The following is a 15,902-nucleotide window of genomic DNA, read 5'->3' as shown; positions in this document are numbered from 1 at the left end:
TAGCCTACCAGTTATGACTTCAATTCCCGTGACCGCCTCCGTCGTCGGCCTCGGGCCCGCCGGCCGAATCGTCGCCCACCGCGCCTCCGCTCACGGCTGGGACGTCACCGCCTACGATCCCGCCGGTGGCACGCTGCCCTCGACAATCGGCCTGTGGTGCGACCAACTCCCCGACTGGCTGCCCAGCGACTTCCTCGCCGCCACTTTTCGCCCCAGCGTCATCCTTGCGGACGGCAGGGAACGTCAGCTCACCCGTGCCTACGGCGTTATTAATAAGGACTGCCTGCAAAAACTGGGCGGTTTCCGCATCGAACGCCGCGCGCTCACCGACCTCGAAAGCACGAGTGCGGACATTACGATTGTCACCACCGGGCGCACTCACGCCGCAGTCGGGCGAGGCGGTCAGGTACGTCAGCTCGCCATTGGGCACATCTTTTCGCTTGACGACGTCCCCAGCGACCACCGCCGAGCAGTTCTTATGGACTTCACTCCAGCCGACCCGGAGTCGTCGGATTCAGAGCCCGCTAGTTTTTCCTATCGCATCTTCTTGGATGACCGCACCTTCCTTATTGAAGAGACCATTCTCGCTACCCCGACTCCTTTGGTTGGCGGGTATCTCAGCGAAACCGGTGCGACAGTCGGGAGCGGCGGTGAGGTGGATGACTCCGCACTTCTAGCGCTGCTGCGTAACCGCCAAAGTGCACGATTGAAGTCCCTAGGGCTCTCGGAAGATTTGGCCACGGACGAAGAAGTAGTGTCTTTTCCCCTACTTGCAAACTTGCCCTCTCACCGCCGTGACCTGACGCGCAATCGGCCATCCATGGGTACCCTCTTCGGCTTTGCTGGTGGTTGGATGCATCCTGCCACCGGTTACTCGGTGGGTTCGGTTATCGAAGATGCCGATCGCTTCTTGGCCGATATGGAAAAGAGGGGAAGCCGGTCGCGGGGGACGTCGTTAAGCATGCGCGTACAACGATGGCTGCGCGAGCGTGGATTAGCGGCGTTGCTGGGATTCGATGCCCGACAGACGAGCGAGTTTTTTCGGGCATTCTTTTCGTTGCCGGAGAAAGACGTGTTCGCCTATTTGATAGGGACGTCCCCACTGATGACGCTTTGTGCCATGGCGAAAGTCGCCGGGCCTTTGCTGAAAATGAGTCCGAGAACGTGTGGAAAACTCATCGCCGGTTTTATACGGGGACCTGGAAAATGGCGAAATCGTTGACAGGGTGTATATGTGCCAGCCGATTTGTGGGGTGATACCAACAATTAAAGCGGTGTGGATTTTGTACTCACAGGAGTGCAAACGCTTATGATAAGTGAATGACTTCGACGCAATCTGAGGAGACTTCCTCACACAACCACAAGCTTCAGCGCAGGCTGAGAGCCCGCCACCTGAATATGATTGCTATCGGTGGTGCTATTGGTACGGGCCTGTTCGTAGCCTCTGGAGCAACCATTTCGCAGGCCGGACCGGGCGGTGCGCTGATCGCTTACGCTCTTATCGGCATCATGGTGTGGCTGGTTATGCAGTCACTCGGCGAAATGGCTGCCTACCTGCCGGTGCCCGGTTCCTTCCAGGAGTACGGTCGCCGATATGTCTCAGAGTCCTTCGGCTTTGCCATGGGCTGGAACTACTGGTTTAACTGGGCGATTACTGTGGCCGCCGAGCTCGTCGCTGCTGCGCTGGTGATGCGCTACTGGTTCCCGGACGTGCCCTCAATTATCTGGTCCGCGCTCTTCCTAGCGATTCTGTTCGGTCTGAATGCCCTGTCTGCACGTGCATTCGGCGAAGGTGAGTTCTGGTTTGCGACTATCAAGGTCATCACCGTCGTTGTCTTCCTGATTCTTGGCATCGGCATGATCTTCGGCATCTTGGGTGGGGCCTCCCCTGGCTTCGAAAACTGGACCACGGGCGACGCACCGTTCGTCAATGGCGGAATGGGACTGCTGACTGTTTTCGTTGTGGCCGGCTACTCCTTCCAGGGCACCGAGATGGTTGGTGTTGCGGCAGGTGAGGCTGAGGATCCTGAACGCACCATCCCGCGTGCGATTCGCACAATCTTCTGGCGCATTCTGCTGTTCTACATCGGTGCCATCGCTGTCATCGGTTTCCTCATTGCTTACACGGATCCGCATCTGCTGAACGCCGCCGAAGACAATATCTCTATCTCGCCGTTTACTCTCGTATTCGAACGCGCTGGTATTGCCATTGCCGCAGGACTGATGAACGCCGTAATTCTGACCTCGGTGCTGTCCGCAGGTAACTCCGGTATGTATGTGTCCACTCGTATGCTGTTCTCTCTGGCTCGCCAGGGGCACGCACCGCGCTACTTCGGTAAGATCGCTGGTCACGGCGTTCCGCTGCGTGCTTTGATCGCCACCACTGTCATTGGCATGGCAGGTTTCATTACCTCCCTGGTGGGCGATGGTGTGGCCTACACCTTCTTGCTGACGCTATCTGCGCTCGCGGGCTTTATCACCTGGTTTGGTATCTCTTTCAGTCACTACCGTTTCCGAAAGTGTCTGAAGGCCCAGAACATCCCACTTGACTCTCTTCCCTACCAAGCGAGCTTCTTCCCCGCTGGTGCCGTGTTGGCACTGATCATGTGCTTCTTCGTGGTGGCCGGACAGGCTCTTGATCCAATTCGCACTGGTGAAAATATCTTCGCTATCCTCACTCCGTACCTGGGTATTCCAGTCTTCGTGCTGCTGTGGTTTATCCATAAGAAGGTCACGGGGTCCAAGCTGATTGACCCGGCCGCGGCAGACATGAGCCGCGAATAGCTGCGAATGGCTGTGAATAGCTAATGCATCTCGTATCTAACTCTCACGACTTGGATTAGCAGTCGAAGACAATAGCGACCCCGCTTGGCACTTATCAGTGCCAAGCGGGGTCGCTTTTAATTCCAGATTGGACAACCCCAAAAACTTCGGGCTGCAAATGTGAATACGGGCTGCACGTGTGAAACTGTGCGAGTTTATGGCACTTTCATGCCATTTTTCGGGCCATTTTTGCTATAAGCGGGGTCAGTAACTCTGATTGACTCACCGCAGCCAGCCATAAACGCAGTCACTAACCCAAGAGAAACGAAAAAGTGCTTGGCCAAACCAGCAAGAAGCCCGTCGCCAAGCACTTTTAACGTGGGGCGGCTATAGAGACCGCCAAGACAAATCACCTAGACAGATTGCCCAAGCAAATCGTCTAGACAGAGAACCCCAGAGCGCGCATCTGTTCGCGGCCGTCCTCGGTAATCATGTGCGGACCCCATGCCGGGGACCAGACCCAGTTGAGGCGGAAGTCGCGGATACCCTCGATCTTCATGACCTCAGAGGCAGTCTGATCGGTGAGCATATCGGTCAGCGGGCAGGCCGGAGACGTCAAAGTCATGAAGATAGCGGCAACGTCGCCCTCTTCGATCCAGATGTCGTAAACCAGGCCGAGGTCAACGACGTTGACGCCGAGCTCCGGGTCAACGACCTCGTACATGGCCTCTTCAACCTGAATGGCCAGTTTGTTGTCAGCTTCGGTCTGCTCCGGTGCCGGAGGGACGGTGATGGACTCGTACGCGTCCCCTTCATCGATTGGAGCACCAGTGGTCATGGCGTCGTCCTCAACAGCGTCAGGCTGTGCGGGCGAGGTGGTGTCAAAAGCGTTTGGTTCAGTCATGGTCATGGCCTTCCTCGTCAGCGGGAACGGTTACGGTCGCGGTACCAACACCATTGCCTTCAGCAGCGTTGGTCAGAGCCTCAGCAGTTGCGGCTTGAAAAGCCTTCCAACCGAGAAGCGCGCACTTTACGCGGGCGGGGTACTTAGACACACCAGCGAAGGCAATACCATCGCCGATAAGGTCCTCGTCTCCCTCAATCTTTCCACGGGACGTGACCATTCTCTCGAACTCGGCGAGCTTGGCCATGGCCTCGTCGACAGTCTTGCCGACAATTTCCTCAGCCATAACTGAGGTAGAGGCCTGTGAGATAGAACAGCCCACGGCGTCATAGGAGACGTCGTCGACGACGGTGAGGTCGTCGTTCAGGGTGACTCGAAGCGTGAGCTCATCGCCACACGACGGATTGACATGATGCACTTCCGTATTGAAAGGCTCCCGCAAACCCGCATGCTGCGGATGCTTGTAGTGATCCAGGATGACTTCCTGGTACATCTGCTCGAGCTTCATGTCCTTCTCCTTTCTTAAAGTTACAGGGTGACACCGAAGAAGTTCTGGGCGTAGCGCACTGCGTCGGCAAGCGCCTGTACGTCTTCTTCCGTGTTGTAGATGTAGAAGGATGCCCGGGCGGTCGACTGGGCGTTGAGGATCTGGTGAATCGGCCACGCGCAGTGGTGACCGACGCGGATGCACACGCCCTGGTCATCGAGAACCTGTCCAAGGTCGTGAGGGTGAATGCCCTCGACCTTGAAGGACACAGCGGAGCCTCGCTGCTCGGGGGTTGTCGGACCGACGATGGTTACGCCGTTAATTTCCTGCAGCTTCTCCAGCGCGAGTGAGGTCAGGTGATGCTCATGAGCAGCCACCTTATCCATACCGATGGCATCCAGGTACTTCACAGCGGCCCCGAGACCGACGACCTGCGAGGTCATCATGGTGCCGGCCTCGAAGCGCTGCGGAGGCTCCGCGAAGGTGGTCTTCTCCATGGTGACGACCTCAATCATCGAGCCACCAGTGAGGAACGGCGGCAAAGCCTCCAGGAGCTCGCGGCGACCGTAGAGTGCACCGACCCCGTTTGGTCCGAGCATCTTGTGGCCGGAGAACGCCAGGAAGTCCACATCGAGATCCTTGACGTCGACAGGCATATGCGGCACCGACTGGCAGGCATCGAGGACTACCAGCGCGCCGACCTCGCGAGCACGGCGCACCATTTCCTTCACATCGGTGACTGCACCGGTGACGTTTGACTGGTGGGTAAAGGCCACAACCTTGGTTTTCTCGCTGAGCTCCAGCGAGTCCATGTCGATGCGACCGTCCTCAGTCACGCCGTACCAGCGCAATGTCGCGCCAGTGCGGCGAGCCAGCTCCTGCCACGGCACCAAGTTCGCGTGATGCTCCAGCTCAGTGACGACGATCTCGTCACCTTCGCCAACCTGGTACTCACCCGCGCGGTCGTCGCCAAGTACGAATGCCACCGTGTTGAGCGCCTCGGTGGCGTTCTTGGTGAAGACTAGCTCGTCGTAGTCGGCACCGATGAAGGACGCAATCGCCTCACGGGCGTCCTCATAGGCATCCGTGGCCTCCTCAGCAATCTCGTAAGCGCCGCGGTGCACCGGTGCATTGTGATGAGTCAGAAACTCCACCTCAGCATCGATGACCTGTTTCGGGCGCTGTGAGGTCGCTCCGGAGTCCAGGTAGACCAGCTTCTTTCCGTCGCGGACAGTGCGCGACAGAATCGGAAAGTCCTCGCGGAGTGATGGGCTGAGCAGTTCGGGATTAGGCATTGATGAACTTCTCGTAGCCGTGCTCTTCCAGCTCGTCTGCGAGCTCCGGGCCACCGGAGGTGATGAAGCGACCGTCGTGGAAGACGTGGACGAAGTCCGGCTTCACGTAGTTCAGGATGCGCTGGTAGTGAGTAATGATCAGGATGCCGCCGTCGTTTTCATCCTGGTAGCGGTTAATGCCCTCGGAAACGACGCGCAGGGCGTCGACATCGAGGCCGGAGTCGGTCTCATCCAGGATGGCGAACTTTGGCTTCAGCAGGTCGAGCTGCAGAATCTCGTGACGCTTCTTCTCGCCACCGGAGAAGCCCTCGTTGACGGAGCGCTCGGAGAACGATGAATCAATCTCCAGGTCAGCCATTGCCTCACGGACCTCCTTGACCCAGTGGCGCAGCTTCGGAGCTTCGCCACGGACAGCGGTTGCTGCAGAGCGCAGGAAGTTGGACATGGATACGCCGGTGACCTCGACCGGGTACTGCATAGCCAGGAAGAGGCCAGCGCGAGCGCGCTCGTCGACGCTCATCTCCAGCACGTTCTCGCCGTCGAGGAGAATCTCGCCCTCGGTGACTTCGTAGCGCGGGTGGCCGGCGATGGTGTAGCTCAGGGTGGACTTACCGGAGCCGTTCGGGCCCATCACGGCGTGGGTTTCGCCGGAGTTAATCGTCAGGTTGACGCCCTTCAAAATTTCCTTGGGCTCGGCGGACTCGTCGGTCGGCAGCACCTGCGCGTGGAGGTTACGGATTTCCAAAGTGCTCATAGTGAAATCTTTTCCTTTAATCGGTGTTAGTGGCCTGTCCCCCGGTGCTATCGGGAAGACAGGACGGAAAGGGTGAGAAAGAAGATAAGCGGTTAGAAGCCAGCGGTGTTGAGCTCTTCGTCAACGAGCTGCTCGAGCTTCTCGCGAACGGACTCGACCGGAATCAGGTTGATGACCTCGCTGAAGAAGCCACGTACTACCAGACGGCGAGCTGCCATCTCCGGAATGCCGCGCGAGAGCAGGTAGAACAGCTGCTCCTCGTCGAAGCGACCAACGGTGGCAGCATGCCCGGCACCGGCAATCTCACCGGTTTCAATTTCCAGGTTTGGAACTGCGTCGGCACGCGCGCCCTCGGTGAGCAGCAGGTTGCGGTTGAGCTCGTAGGTGTCAGTGCCCGTAGCCTCTGCACGAATGAGCACGTCTCCCACCCACGCGGTGCGGGCCTCACGATGAGCGACATTCGGCTCGCCCTGCAGTGCGCCCTTGTACATGACGTTGGAGCGGCAGTTCGGCACAGCGTGGTCGACCAGCATGCGGTTTTCGAAGTACTGGCCACCATCGGCGAAGTACACGCCCAACAGGTCGACGTCGCCGCCCGGTGCCGTGAAGGCAACGCGTGGAACGATACGAACAACCTCGCCGCCGAACGTTGCGACGGTGTGGCGCAGCGTGGCATCGCGACCGACGCGAATGTGGTGCGCAGAGCCATGAACTGCATCTTCGCTCCAGTTCACCATGGTCACGACGCTCAGCTTGGCGCCGTCGTCAATCACGAACTCGACGTTGTCCGCGAACGTGCCGCTGCCGCGGTAGTTAATCACGCAGACGGCCTCAGCGTGGGACTGCACATCAATGACGATGTGGCCGTAGGACACGTTGTCCTCGCCCGGACCATCGATATCGATGACGACCGGATCCTTGGAAACCGAGTTTTTCGCGAAGGTCACGATGTGTGCATCGTCGAAGTTGGAGTACGCCTGTGCTGCCACGCGGTCCGTTGGGGCACCGGCGCGACCAAGGCGTTCGTCGTCACGCTTGACGACGTCCACAGCGACGCTATCCTGACCGGCAGTCTCGACCGAAATCGAGGCTGCAACCGGATCTGCGGCGGTGCCGTTGTGGAGACCGCGCAGCTTCCGCAGCGGTGCGAACTTCCACTCTTCGTCCTTGCCGTGTGGCACGGCGAAGTCCTCCACATTGAAGGATGAGAAAACGTCGCCCTTGTTCGCCAGCACGCGACGGCTATGAGCAGCCTGGTTTTCGTTGTTAATCGTCGTAGTCATAGGTATTAACCGACCGAACCTTCCATCTGCAGTTCAATGAGGCGATTGAGCTCGAGGGCGTATTCCATCGGGAGCTCCTTGGCAATGGGCTCGACAAAGCCGCGCACGACCATGGCCATTGCATCTTCCTCTTCGATACCGCGGCTCATCAGGTAGAACAGCTGGTCATCAGAGACCTTGGAAACCGTTGCCTCGTGGCCGAGGGTGACATCGTCCTCGCGGACATCCACGTACGGGTACGTGTCCGAACGCGAAATCGTGTCCACCAGGAGTGCGTCACACTCAACGTTGGAGTGGGAGTGCTTGGCGCCCTTGTTGACCTGTACCAGACCGCGGTAAGCCGCGCGGCCACCGTTTCGAGCCACGGACTTGGATACGATGTTGGAGCTGGTGTGCGGAGCCATGTGCACCATCTTGGCGCCGGTGTCCTGGAACTGGCCCTCGCCCGCCATAGCCACGGACAGCACCTCACCCTTGGCGTGCGGACCGGTCATCCACACTGCCGGGTACTTCATGGTGACCTTGGAACCGATGTTGCCGTCAATCCACTCCATGGTTGCGCCCTCTTCGCACTTGGTGCGCTTGGTGACCAGGTTGTAGACGTTATTCGACCAGTTCTGAATCGTGGTGTAGCGGCAGCGACCGCCCTTCTTCACGATGATCTCCACAACAGCGGAGTGCAGCGAGTCGGACTTGTAAATCGGAGCGGTACAGCCCTCGACGTAGTGCACGTAGGCATCCTCATCGACAATGATGAGCGTGCGCTCGAACTGGCCCATGTTTTCCGTGTTAATACGGAAGTATGCCTGCAGCGGGATGTCCACGTGGACGCCCTTCGGCACGTAAATAAAGGAGCCACCGGACCAAACTGCGGTGTTAAGAGCGGAGAACTTGTTGTCACCAGACGGAATGACGGTGCCGAAGTACTCCTTGAACAGCTCAGGGTGCTCCTTGAGAGCGGTATCGGTGTCCAGGAAGATAACGCCCTGGGCCTCCAGATCCTCGCGAATCTGGTGGTAGACAACCTCGGACTCGTACTGAGCGGCGACACCTGCGACCAGGCGCTGCTTCTCAGCCTCCGGAATGCCGAGCTTGTCGTAGGTGTTCTTAATATCCTCCGGCAGGTCTTCCCAGGTCTGGGCCTGCTTCTCGGTGGAGCGAACGAAGTACTTAATGTTGTCGAAGTCGATGCCCGACAAATCCGCGCCCCAGGTGGGCAGTGGCTTGCGGTCGAAGATTTCCAAAGCTTTCAGGCGACGCTCAAGCATCCACTCCGGCTCGTTTTTCTTAGCCGAAATGTCGCGGACGACTGCCTCAGACAGGCCGCGCTTCGCGGAAGCGCCAGCAGTATCCGGGTCGTGCCAACCGAACTGGTAGGCACCAATGGACTCAATAATCTCTTCGTCAGTCTGCGGAGTGGCAGCCTTCGTGGATTCAGCCACGTCGGTGGAGTTCTCATGGGCGAGGGTCATTGTCCGCTCCTTTCTTGTGGCGATTCAGTAAGTGTCTTTGTTACGGGAGTGAGTGGGATATTTGTCGTGCAGATACCGTTTCCATCGGCAATCGTCGCCAACGGTTGGGTGTGCTGACCTAATAATTTACTAACGGCTTCATGCTCCGCCGCGCAGAGCTCCGGGAACTCGGAGGCCACGTGGCTAATTGGGCAATGGTGCTGGCAAATTTGCACGCCGCCAGTGTTCTGGTTGATGGTTGCCGCATAGCCGGCCCGTCGAAAAGCCTCGACGACAGCCTCTACGACCTCTTCCTTCTCTGCGTCGTGTCCCACAGGGGTGACGCCGAGCAGAATGTCATCAATGCGCTGACGGGCAAACTGGGCAACTGCCTGCTCACCGCCGGCCTTGCGCAGTGCAGTCAGAGCGGCACTAGCAAGGTCGTCGTAAGCGTGCCCGAATCGAGCGCGACCCCGATCTGTCAGGCGATAGGACTTTGCTGGCCTGCCTCGGCCACGGGGCCCAGTGCTGGGCGCCGGAGCGGTTTCGGCAAGACCTTCGTCCACCAGAATGTCGATATGACGGCGGACGCCTGCAGCGGATAGTCCCAGCGTGTCAGCGATAAAAGTCGCAGATGCCGGGTTGTGTTCCAGAAGCAGTTGGAGAATGCGCTTGCGCGTGTCACCGTCATTGACGGTCGGTTTCCGATCAGTCATGACTGGTGAGTCACCTCCTGCGATTGGACTGCTGGATTATAAAAGGTGTCTAGGTGGCTCAGCGAGGCAAATATCCCACTTGCACCGCTGGTGTATTAGACAACACAATTGTGTCGTAATTGGGTCGCAATGTCCAACGCATTTAAATATCAATGCAACGACGCTGATTAGAACGCCCTTGCGGCGTGTCGAATCGTCTACTATGTGACCTTGTGAAAACTAACCGACCTACCCCGCGCCGCTCGTCCACCTTTGACGACGCTCTCGGGGTGCGTGACGCCATTCCGAAAATCGGTCTGGCGGGTTCCAGGTCGGCAACTCTCCACCAAGGGTCAGAGCAGCCGCTCCAACACCGCATTAATTACCGAGAACTCCGGCGCTTCACCTGGTTGCGCTGGTTGGGCACACTCGGGTCAATCTTTATTATGGTCGCCGGTATCGGCGCGGGTGCAACGCCGGTGGTTGGAAATGAGTTTTGGAGCACGCCGCTCGGCTTAGCCCTCGGTCGAATGTTGGTGGCGACGACAATCGTTACCTTCGTCGGCATTGGCATGCTGGTTACCGCCTGGTTGGGTGTCGGCGCCTTTGTTCTGGCAGGCGCGCGCACTCGCGTCACCGCAGTGACCACCCCGATGCTCGTGCGCACCTACGCGGCGTGGGTCTTGCCGCTCGTGTTTACCGCTCCCCTGTTTACACAGGACATTTATTCCTACTTGGCGCAGGCGGCAATCGTGGAGCGAGGTATGGACCCCTACCTCGCTGGGCCCGTTGATCTATTGGGGGCCAACGATCCGCTGGCCCGGTCAGTGCCATTGATTTGGTCGCACTCACCGAGTCCGTATGGCCCGACTGCCCTCACTGTGGCCTGGGTCATCGCGAAGATAACCAGTGACGGCGTGATTGCTTCTGTTTTTTTACACCGCCTTGTCGCTATCGTTTCGCTTTTCGTCGTGTCCTGGGCGCTGGTTCAGCTGGGGCGCCGTTGCGGGGTTAGTTCCCAGTTCACGCTCTGGTTGGGCACGCTCAATCCGCTGGTATTGCTGCACTTGGTCGGTGGCATCCACAACGAGGCGCTGCTGCTTGCACTCCTGCTTGTTGGCCTCGAGTTGTGTATGCGCGCTATCCACGGACCGGCGCAGCCGATGGTGCCGGATGAACTGCCAGAGACCGGCCCCATCGGAGGCGAAAATCAAACTCGAGGTAGGGCCTGGGCGCTGTACATAAGCGGCATTGTGCTGATTAGCTTGGCTGGAATGGTCAAAGTCACCGGTTTTGTGGCGCTCGGCTTTGCCGGCATGTGGCTGGCCCGAAAGTTTGGCAGCACCTGGAAAGCCGTGGTTCTCTCAGCGGTAGTGACGGGCGCAATAACCGTCGTCACGGCAGTCGTTGTTTCCGTGGGAACGGGTTTGGGCTTCGGCTGGATTACCGCGCAGGGCGGCGCAGCAACGGTGCGCAGTTGGATGTCGCTGACTACTCTGCTCGGCATCATCGCTGGGTTTTTCGGCAGGCTTTTGGGGCTTGGCGATATCAGCGACAGCGCCTTGCTGTTCACCCGTGGCATGGGGGTAGTGCTGGTGGCCGCATGGCTCCTGCGCATGCTGCTGGCGACGTTCCGTGGCCGCATTCATCCGCTGGGCGGCTACGGCTTGGCGATGTTCGCGCTAGTGATTCTCTTCCCCGTCGTACACCCCTGGTACCTGCTGTGGGCCATCGTGCCGCTGTCCGCATGGGCTAACCGGGTACAATTTCGCATTGCCGTGGTTCTGTACTCAGCGATTTTCAGTTTCGTCGTACTGCCACGCGGCCTGGGGCTGCCCCCGGGCACCGTCGCTCAGATTTACCTACTGGCGTTGGTATTCTTCGTCGCAGTCATGTTCGTCATACTGGCTTACTCGATGCGATCAAAGGTATTTCGCCTTCATTAAAACTGTGAGATTAGACTGACTAACCGTGAATAACGCTGCCAATTCTCCTGCTCTGCACCTTGAGAACGTAACGAAGAAATTCGGTGACGTTGAGGCTGTATCAGACCTTTCGCTTTCCCTGGATCGAGGTAGGGTGCTTGCGCTCCTCGGCCCCAACGGTGCTGGTAAGACTACGACCGTTGAAATGTGTGAGGGTTTCATCAAGCCAGATCAGGGGCGAATTCGCATTCTCGACCTCGATCCGGTCACTCAGACCACGGCACTGCGCAGCCGCATTGGCATCATGCTCCAGGGCGGCGGTGCCTACCCCGGTGTCCGCGTCGGCGAAATGCTGAACCTCGTTGCCAGCTACTCCGCCAACCCGCTGGATACCGACTGGCTCCTTGAAGTTGTGGGCCTAAAACGTCACCGCAAGACCAACTACCGCCGGCTCTCAGGCGGTCAGCAGCAGCGACTGTCGCTTGCCTGCGCCCTGGTCGGGCGTCCGGAGCTGGTCTTCTTGGACGAGCCCACGGCAGGTCTGGACGCCCAGTCGCGTTTGGCCGTCTGGGATCTCATCTCGTCTCTGCGGCGTGATGGGGTCACCGTGGTTCTGACAACTCACCTCATGGATGAGGCGGAATCGCTTGCCGACGACGTTGCGATTATCGACCGAGGTCATTTAGTTGTGGCCGGCACCACCGAGGAGATTACTAGCGCTGGTGCGTCGGCGCTCCAGGGGACGTCGTCCAGCACTGCCATGAAGGTCAGCGTTCGAGGCGACCTTGACTTCGATGAAATCAACCGCAGCTTTAGCGAGGCCGGCCTTCAGCAGCGCCTGCAGCGTTCTGGCGGCGGCGAGTTTTCGCTGATTGGTGAAGCTTCCCCGCGTGCCTTGACCGTGCTGGCGCAGGGCTGCGAACAGCAAGAAGTGCTAATTACTTCGCTGAGTAAGGCGACACAATCGCTTGAAGATGTCTTCTTGCAGATTACTGGAACGGAGATGAGGAGCTAATGACTACCGCACCGAGGTCTGACGCCTCCCGCTTTGCAAAGGGCACTTTCGCCCCGGCACCGCAGCGTTCGGACATGGCGAAGTTGGTCATGTCGCAGGCGCGGTTGGAAACGAAGCTCTTCTGGCGCCATGGTGAGCAGATGTTGCTCACCATCATCATTCCGTTGGCGATGCTCATTGGTTTGGTGATGGTGCCTGTGCTGGATCTCGATGATCCTCTCGAGCGCATCTTCCCCATGGTATTGGCGATTTCCGTCATGTCTGCAGGGTTTACGGGGCAGGCAATTGCCGTGGGCTTTGATCGTCGTTATGGAGCTCTGAAGCGCATCGGTGCCTCAGGCGTGCCACCGTGGGGCATTATCGCCGGCAAGATTGTGTCGGTCTGTACCACGGTGACGTTGCAGTACATACTGTTCAGCCTCGTGGGGCTCGCTCTGGGGGCAGAGCTGTCAATCGGCGGCTGGCTGTTGGCCTACCTCGGCATGCTTCTGGGAACATTCGTCTTTACCTCGCTGGGCTTGCTCATGGGTGGCACGCTGGGCGCTGAACTAATCCTCGGCCTCGCCAACCTAATCTGGTTCATCCTCATCGGCGCGACCACATACGTGGCTGTTGCGCCGTCACTCGATGGCATCAGTTCCGTGTTATTGCACCTCTTGCCGTCCGTCGCGCTTGCCGACGTGCTCTCCGCGGCATTGGCTATGTCTGTCCATTGGTCAGCCGTTGGTGTGCTGGTTGTTTGGGGTGTCGTCGGTGCTGCACTGGCGACTCGTTGGTTCCGTTTTGATATGCCGAATGATTAGGAATCTGATTGACCGTTTGACGGAAAAATAGACGGAGAATCTGACGAGGAATTCGCAGCCCGACGTTGGCGTTTCGCGTATTACCATTCGTCCACAGTATGGGTAGAATTTCTTAATGTGACTACTGCAGATCGAAGTTTGCCCCTATCGTTTTTGCCCCTAACACCAATCGGGCGCCAAAAGCTCTACGCGCTGTCGGTATTGATTGCACAGGCGGCAATCGCGGTAACCGGTTCTATCGTCCGTGTTACTGGTTCAGGTCTCGGTTGTGCATCGTGGCCGGAATGTCACCCGGGCAGTTTCGTTCCTGTTGCCGGGGAAGCAGAAATGCTCCATCAAATTATTGAGTTCGGCAATCGCCTGCTCACCTTTGTACTGGTTGCGCTCACGCTTCTGCTTTTCCTTTCGGTGATGCGTGTTGGGCGCCGTAAGGAAATCAAGCTGTTGGCGTTCCTCAACGGTCTCGGCGTTATCGTCCAGGCTGTTATCGGTGGCATTTCCGTGTGGGTTGACCTGAAGTGGTACGCCGTGGCCCTGCACTTCCTGCCATCGATGATTCTGGTCTGGCTGGCTGGCATGCTTTTCGTTAAAATCTCTGAACCTGACGACGGTACTGCTACCCGCATGTACCCGCGTTACTTGCGCCACCTCGCTGCGGCTTCCGGTTTGGCTCTGACGATGACGTTGATTACCGGCACCATGGTCACCGGTGCGGGGCCGCACGCCGGAGATGCTTCGGTGCTGCCGGAGGATCGCCTGCAGCTGCCGATTGTTGACCTGGCGCATATCCACGCTGGCTTCATGTACCTCTACCTGGGCTTGGTTATCGGCCTGATTTTCGGCTTGCTGGCTTCTGAGGCATTTGCCCCCGTACGCAAGGTTGCCATTGCACTAGTTGTGTTCATTTTGGCCCAGGGAGTCGTCGGAATGATTCAGTACTGGTCCGGTGTGCCGGAGGCATTGGTTCCGGTGCACGTTGCCGGTTCTGGCATCTGCACCGCTTTGACTGCAGTACTCTTCCAGCGCGGTTACCGCACTGTCGGAGGCAGCGCAGTAGTGACCGGGTCTCTGGAAGGCGATGCGGCTGCCGCAATTGTCGCGTCGGAAAAGAATGCGGAGGTTACCGCGTAGCTGTTTGCTGGGTAGCGGCTGTATTAACGGCTGTATAGGCGACCGCTCTCAGCGCCGTCGACTCCTAGCTCTGACCGCCTAAACACGCACTTTGATTTCCGCGTGTTTAGGCGGTTTTGCTGTCTGCTCGGCTTCGTGCGCTCGGACGTGCATTTTCCCAGTGGCTAGTGGGGCTGCGCGGGCGGTGCGGGCTGCGCGGGCGGTGCAAGGGGCGGTCTGCCCACCTATCGATCCGAGTTACTGACTGCGTTTATGACAAAAATGTCCCGAAAAATGGCCTGAAAGTGTCACAAACTCGCACAGTTTCACATTTGCAGCCCGTTTGCACACACCAAAAGAGGCCCTCCTCGTCATTGGGAACGGCCTCTTTAAACGTTTATAGGAGCTTAGTAGCTACCCCTAAAACATGCTCGAAACTGTCTGTAGTCCGAGTACAGCATCCAGGGAAAGCGCTACGCACACGATGGACAAGTAGTTGTTCGACATGAAGAACAGCTTCATCGGTTTAATCTTGCCACCGGTCTTAACGTGACGGTGCAGGTCAATGGCGCCCCACAGGAACCAGGCACCGGCGCCAACCGCGCCAATCAGATAAATCCAACCAGCGTACGGAACCAATAGCAGAGTGGTAATCACGGTTGCAGCGGTGTAGTAAATAATGCGCTTGGAAACGACGATTGCCGGCTTGACCACTGGCATCATCGGCACGCCAGCGGCCTTGTAATCCTCCTTGTAGCGAAGCCCCAGCGCCCAGGTGTGCGGCGGAGTCCAGAAGAAGATGAGCAGAAACAGGATGAATGCCTGCCACCAGTGAGCGAGCCCCGTAATCTCCGGGTTGTTGTCAGTGATGACGGCCCAGCCAACCATCACCGGCATACAACCCGCAGCGCCACCCCAGATTACGTTCTGATCAGTTCGGCGCTTCAGCCACAACGTGTAGACGAAGATGTAGAACGCAATCGTAATCAGAATGAAAACGGCGGCCAGCAGCGAGTTACATAGCAGCCACAGCCAGAGGAACGACGCAATCATCAAGATGGTGCCGAAAATCGCTGCCGCGCGACGGCTAACCTGGTTGCGCGCGAGCGGGCGTCGACGAGTGCGGCGCATCTTCTGGTCAATGTCGTAATCCATGACCATGTTGAAGGTGTGCGCTGCCGCTGCACCCATCCAACCACCGAACAGGGTGAGAAGAATCAGTCCAACGTGTACATGACCGCGATCAGCCTGAAGCATTGCGGGAATGGCCGCGACGAGCAGGAGCTCAATAATTCTTGGCTTAGTCAGTGCAATATACGCCTTGACTGTTTCCAACAAAGCAATGTCCCTTTCACGCGCCATAAACAATCCCCCCGAATACTAATAGTCGGATGTAACGGTCAAAAAGTTCCCGACG

The 15,902-nt window shown here is 58.1% G+C and carries 14 protein-coding genes; 6 read left to right on the top strand and 8 right to left on the bottom strand.

Annotated elements, in window-relative coordinates; all coding sequences use genetic code 11:
• Positions 1-13: 13 nt before the first annotated feature.
• Together ADA16_RS01665 and ADA16_RS01660 are read left to right on the top strand one after the other, a co-directional pair.
• A complete protein-coding gene (locus ADA16_RS01665) occupies positions 14-1,222 on the top strand; it encodes a lycopene cyclase family protein (RefSeq protein ID WP_048758577.1) in 1,209 nt (402 codons plus the stop codon).
• A gap of 98 nt (positions 1,223-1,320) precedes the next feature.
• Positions 1,321-2,784, top strand: coding sequence for an amino acid permease (locus ADA16_RS01660; protein WP_048758576.1), 1,464 nt, complete (start codon positions 1,321-1,323; stop codon positions 2,782-2,784).
• A 418-nt stretch (positions 2,785-3,202) separates the two neighbouring features.
• Here ADA16_RS01660 and ADA16_RS01655 read toward each other — a convergent pair whose 3' ends face one another.
• The 7 genes from ADA16_RS01655 to ADA16_RS01625 form a co-directional block, all read right to left on the bottom strand.
• The gene (locus ADA16_RS01655; protein WP_048758575.1) at positions 3,203-3,667 is read right to left on the bottom strand and encodes a metal-sulfur cluster assembly factor; all 465 of its coding nucleotides are present in this window, start codon (positions 3,665-3,667) and stop codon (positions 3,203-3,205) included.
• Positions 3,660-4,175: a Fe-S cluster assembly sulfur transfer protein SufU gene (gene sufU, locus ADA16_RS01650; protein ID WP_048758574.1), complete on the bottom strand. Its 516-nt coding sequence runs from the start codon at positions 4,173-4,175 to the stop codon at positions 3,660-3,662. The genes ADA16_RS01655 and sufU overlap by 8 nt, the downstream gene beginning before the upstream one ends.
• Before the next feature lie 20 nt (positions 4,176-4,195).
• Positions 4,196-5,449, bottom strand: a complete 1,254-nt coding sequence (locus tag ADA16_RS01645; protein WP_048758573.1) for a cysteine desulfurase — start codon at positions 5,447-5,449, stop codon at positions 4,196-4,198.
• Positions 5,442-6,203 (bottom strand): Fe-S cluster assembly ATPase SufC, encoded by a 762-nt coding sequence (gene sufC / locus ADA16_RS01640; RefSeq protein WP_048758572.1) that lies wholly within the window; start codon positions 6,201-6,203, stop codon positions 5,442-5,444. The genes ADA16_RS01645 and sufC overlap by 8 nt, the downstream gene beginning before the upstream one ends.
• Positions 6,204-6,295: 92 nt before the next feature.
• Positions 6,296-7,486 carry a Fe-S cluster assembly protein SufD gene (sufD, locus tag ADA16_RS01635; RefSeq protein ID WP_048758571.1) on the bottom strand — a complete coding sequence of 397 codons (1,191 nt, stop codon included), beginning with the start codon at positions 7,484-7,486 and terminating at the stop codon, positions 6,296-6,298.
• Between the two features lie 5 nt (positions 7,487-7,491).
• Positions 7,492-8,958, bottom strand: a complete 1,467-nt coding sequence (gene sufB / locus ADA16_RS01630) for a Fe-S cluster assembly protein SufB (protein ID WP_016422750.1) — start codon at positions 8,956-8,958, stop codon at positions 7,492-7,494.
• On the bottom strand, positions 8,955-9,653 hold the full coding sequence (locus tag ADA16_RS01625) for a helix-turn-helix transcriptional regulator (protein WP_048758570.1): 699 nt from the start codon (positions 9,651-9,653) through the stop codon (positions 8,955-8,957). The genes sufB and ADA16_RS01625 overlap by 4 nt, the downstream gene beginning before the upstream one ends.
• A gap of 185 nt (positions 9,654-9,838) precedes the next feature.
• Between ADA16_RS01625 and mptB the strand changes: the two genes are divergently transcribed.
• The 4 genes from mptB (at position 9,839) to ADA16_RS01605 (ending at position 14,506) form a co-directional block, all read left to right on the top strand.
• The gene (gene mptB / locus ADA16_RS01620; RefSeq protein WP_048758569.1) at positions 9,839-11,578 is read left to right on the top strand and encodes a polyprenol phosphomannose-dependent alpha 1,6 mannosyltransferase MptB; all 1,740 of its coding nucleotides are present in this window, start codon (positions 9,839-9,841) and stop codon (positions 11,576-11,578) included.
• A gap of 25 nt (positions 11,579-11,603) precedes the next feature.
• The gene (locus ADA16_RS01615) at positions 11,604-12,572 is read left to right on the top strand and encodes an ABC transporter ATP-binding protein (RefSeq protein ID WP_048758568.1); all 969 of its coding nucleotides are present in this window, start codon (positions 11,604-11,606) and stop codon (positions 12,570-12,572) included.
• On the top strand, positions 12,572-13,375 hold the full coding sequence (locus ADA16_RS01610; protein ID WP_048758567.1) for an ABC transporter permease: 804 nt from the start codon (positions 12,572-12,574) through the stop codon (positions 13,373-13,375). Before ADA16_RS01615 ends, ADA16_RS01610 begins: the two co-directional genes overlap by 1 nt.
• A 117-nt stretch (positions 13,376-13,492) precedes the next feature.
• On the top strand, positions 13,493-14,506 hold the full coding sequence (locus ADA16_RS01605) for a COX15/CtaA family protein (RefSeq protein WP_048758566.1): 1,014 nt from the start codon (positions 13,493-13,495) through the stop codon (positions 14,504-14,506).
• A gap of 399 nt (positions 14,507-14,905) precedes the next feature.
• Here the strand turns inward: ADA16_RS01605 and ADA16_RS01600 are convergent, their stop codons facing one another.
• Positions 14,906-15,820 carry a heme o synthase gene (locus ADA16_RS01600; protein WP_193387475.1) on the bottom strand — a complete coding sequence of 305 codons (915 nt, stop codon included), beginning with the start codon at positions 15,818-15,820 and terminating at the stop codon, positions 14,906-14,908.
• Between the last annotated feature and the right edge of the window lie 82 nt (positions 15,821-15,902).

Origin of the sequence: Corynebacterium vitaeruminis (assembly GCF_001054325.1) — a bacterium.
Classification (GTDB): Bacteria; Actinomycetota; Actinomycetes; order Mycobacteriales; family Mycobacteriaceae; genus Corynebacterium; species Corynebacterium vitaeruminis_A.
The sequence above is the reverse complement of the archived record's forward strand: the minus strand, read 5'-3'. Positions and strand labels throughout refer to the sequence as shown.

Excerpts from the sequence above, each read along its gene's own strand:
- sufC (WP_048758572.1), bottom strand. The coding sequence starts at position 6,203 with ATGAGCACTTTGGAAATCCGTAACCTCCACGCGCAGGTGCTGCCGACC.
- sufB (WP_016422750.1), bottom strand. The coding sequence starts at position 8,958 with ATGACCCTCGCCCATGAGAACTCCACCGACGTGGCTGAATCCACGAAG.
- ADA16_RS01660 (WP_048758576.1), top strand. The coding sequence starts at position 1,321 with ATGACTTCGACGCAATCTGAGGAGACTTCCTCACACAACCACAAGCTT.
- sufD (WP_048758571.1), bottom strand. The coding sequence starts at position 7,486 with ATGACTACGACGATTAACAACGAAAACCAGGCTGCTCATAGCCGTCGC.
- ADA16_RS01665 (WP_048758577.1), top strand. The coding sequence starts at position 14 with ATGACTTCAATTCCCGTGACCGCCTCCGTCGTCGGCCTCGGGCCCGCC.
- ADA16_RS01655 (WP_048758575.1), bottom strand. The coding sequence starts at position 3,667 with ATGACTGAACCAAACGCTTTTGACACCACCTCGCCCGCACAGCCTGAC.
- ADA16_RS01645 (WP_048758573.1), bottom strand. The coding sequence starts at position 5,449 with ATGCCTAATCCCGAACTGCTCAGCCCATCACTCCGCGAGGACTTTCCG.
- ADA16_RS01625 (WP_048758570.1), bottom strand. The coding sequence starts at position 9,653 with ATGACTGATCGGAAACCGACCGTCAATGACGGTGACACGCGCAAGCGC.
- sufU (WP_048758574.1), bottom strand. The coding sequence starts at position 4,175 with ATGAAGCTCGAGCAGATGTACCAGGAAGTCATCCTGGATCACTACAAG.
- ADA16_RS01610 (WP_048758567.1), top strand. The coding sequence starts at position 12,572 with ATGACTACCGCACCGAGGTCTGACGCCTCCCGCTTTGCAAAGGGCACT.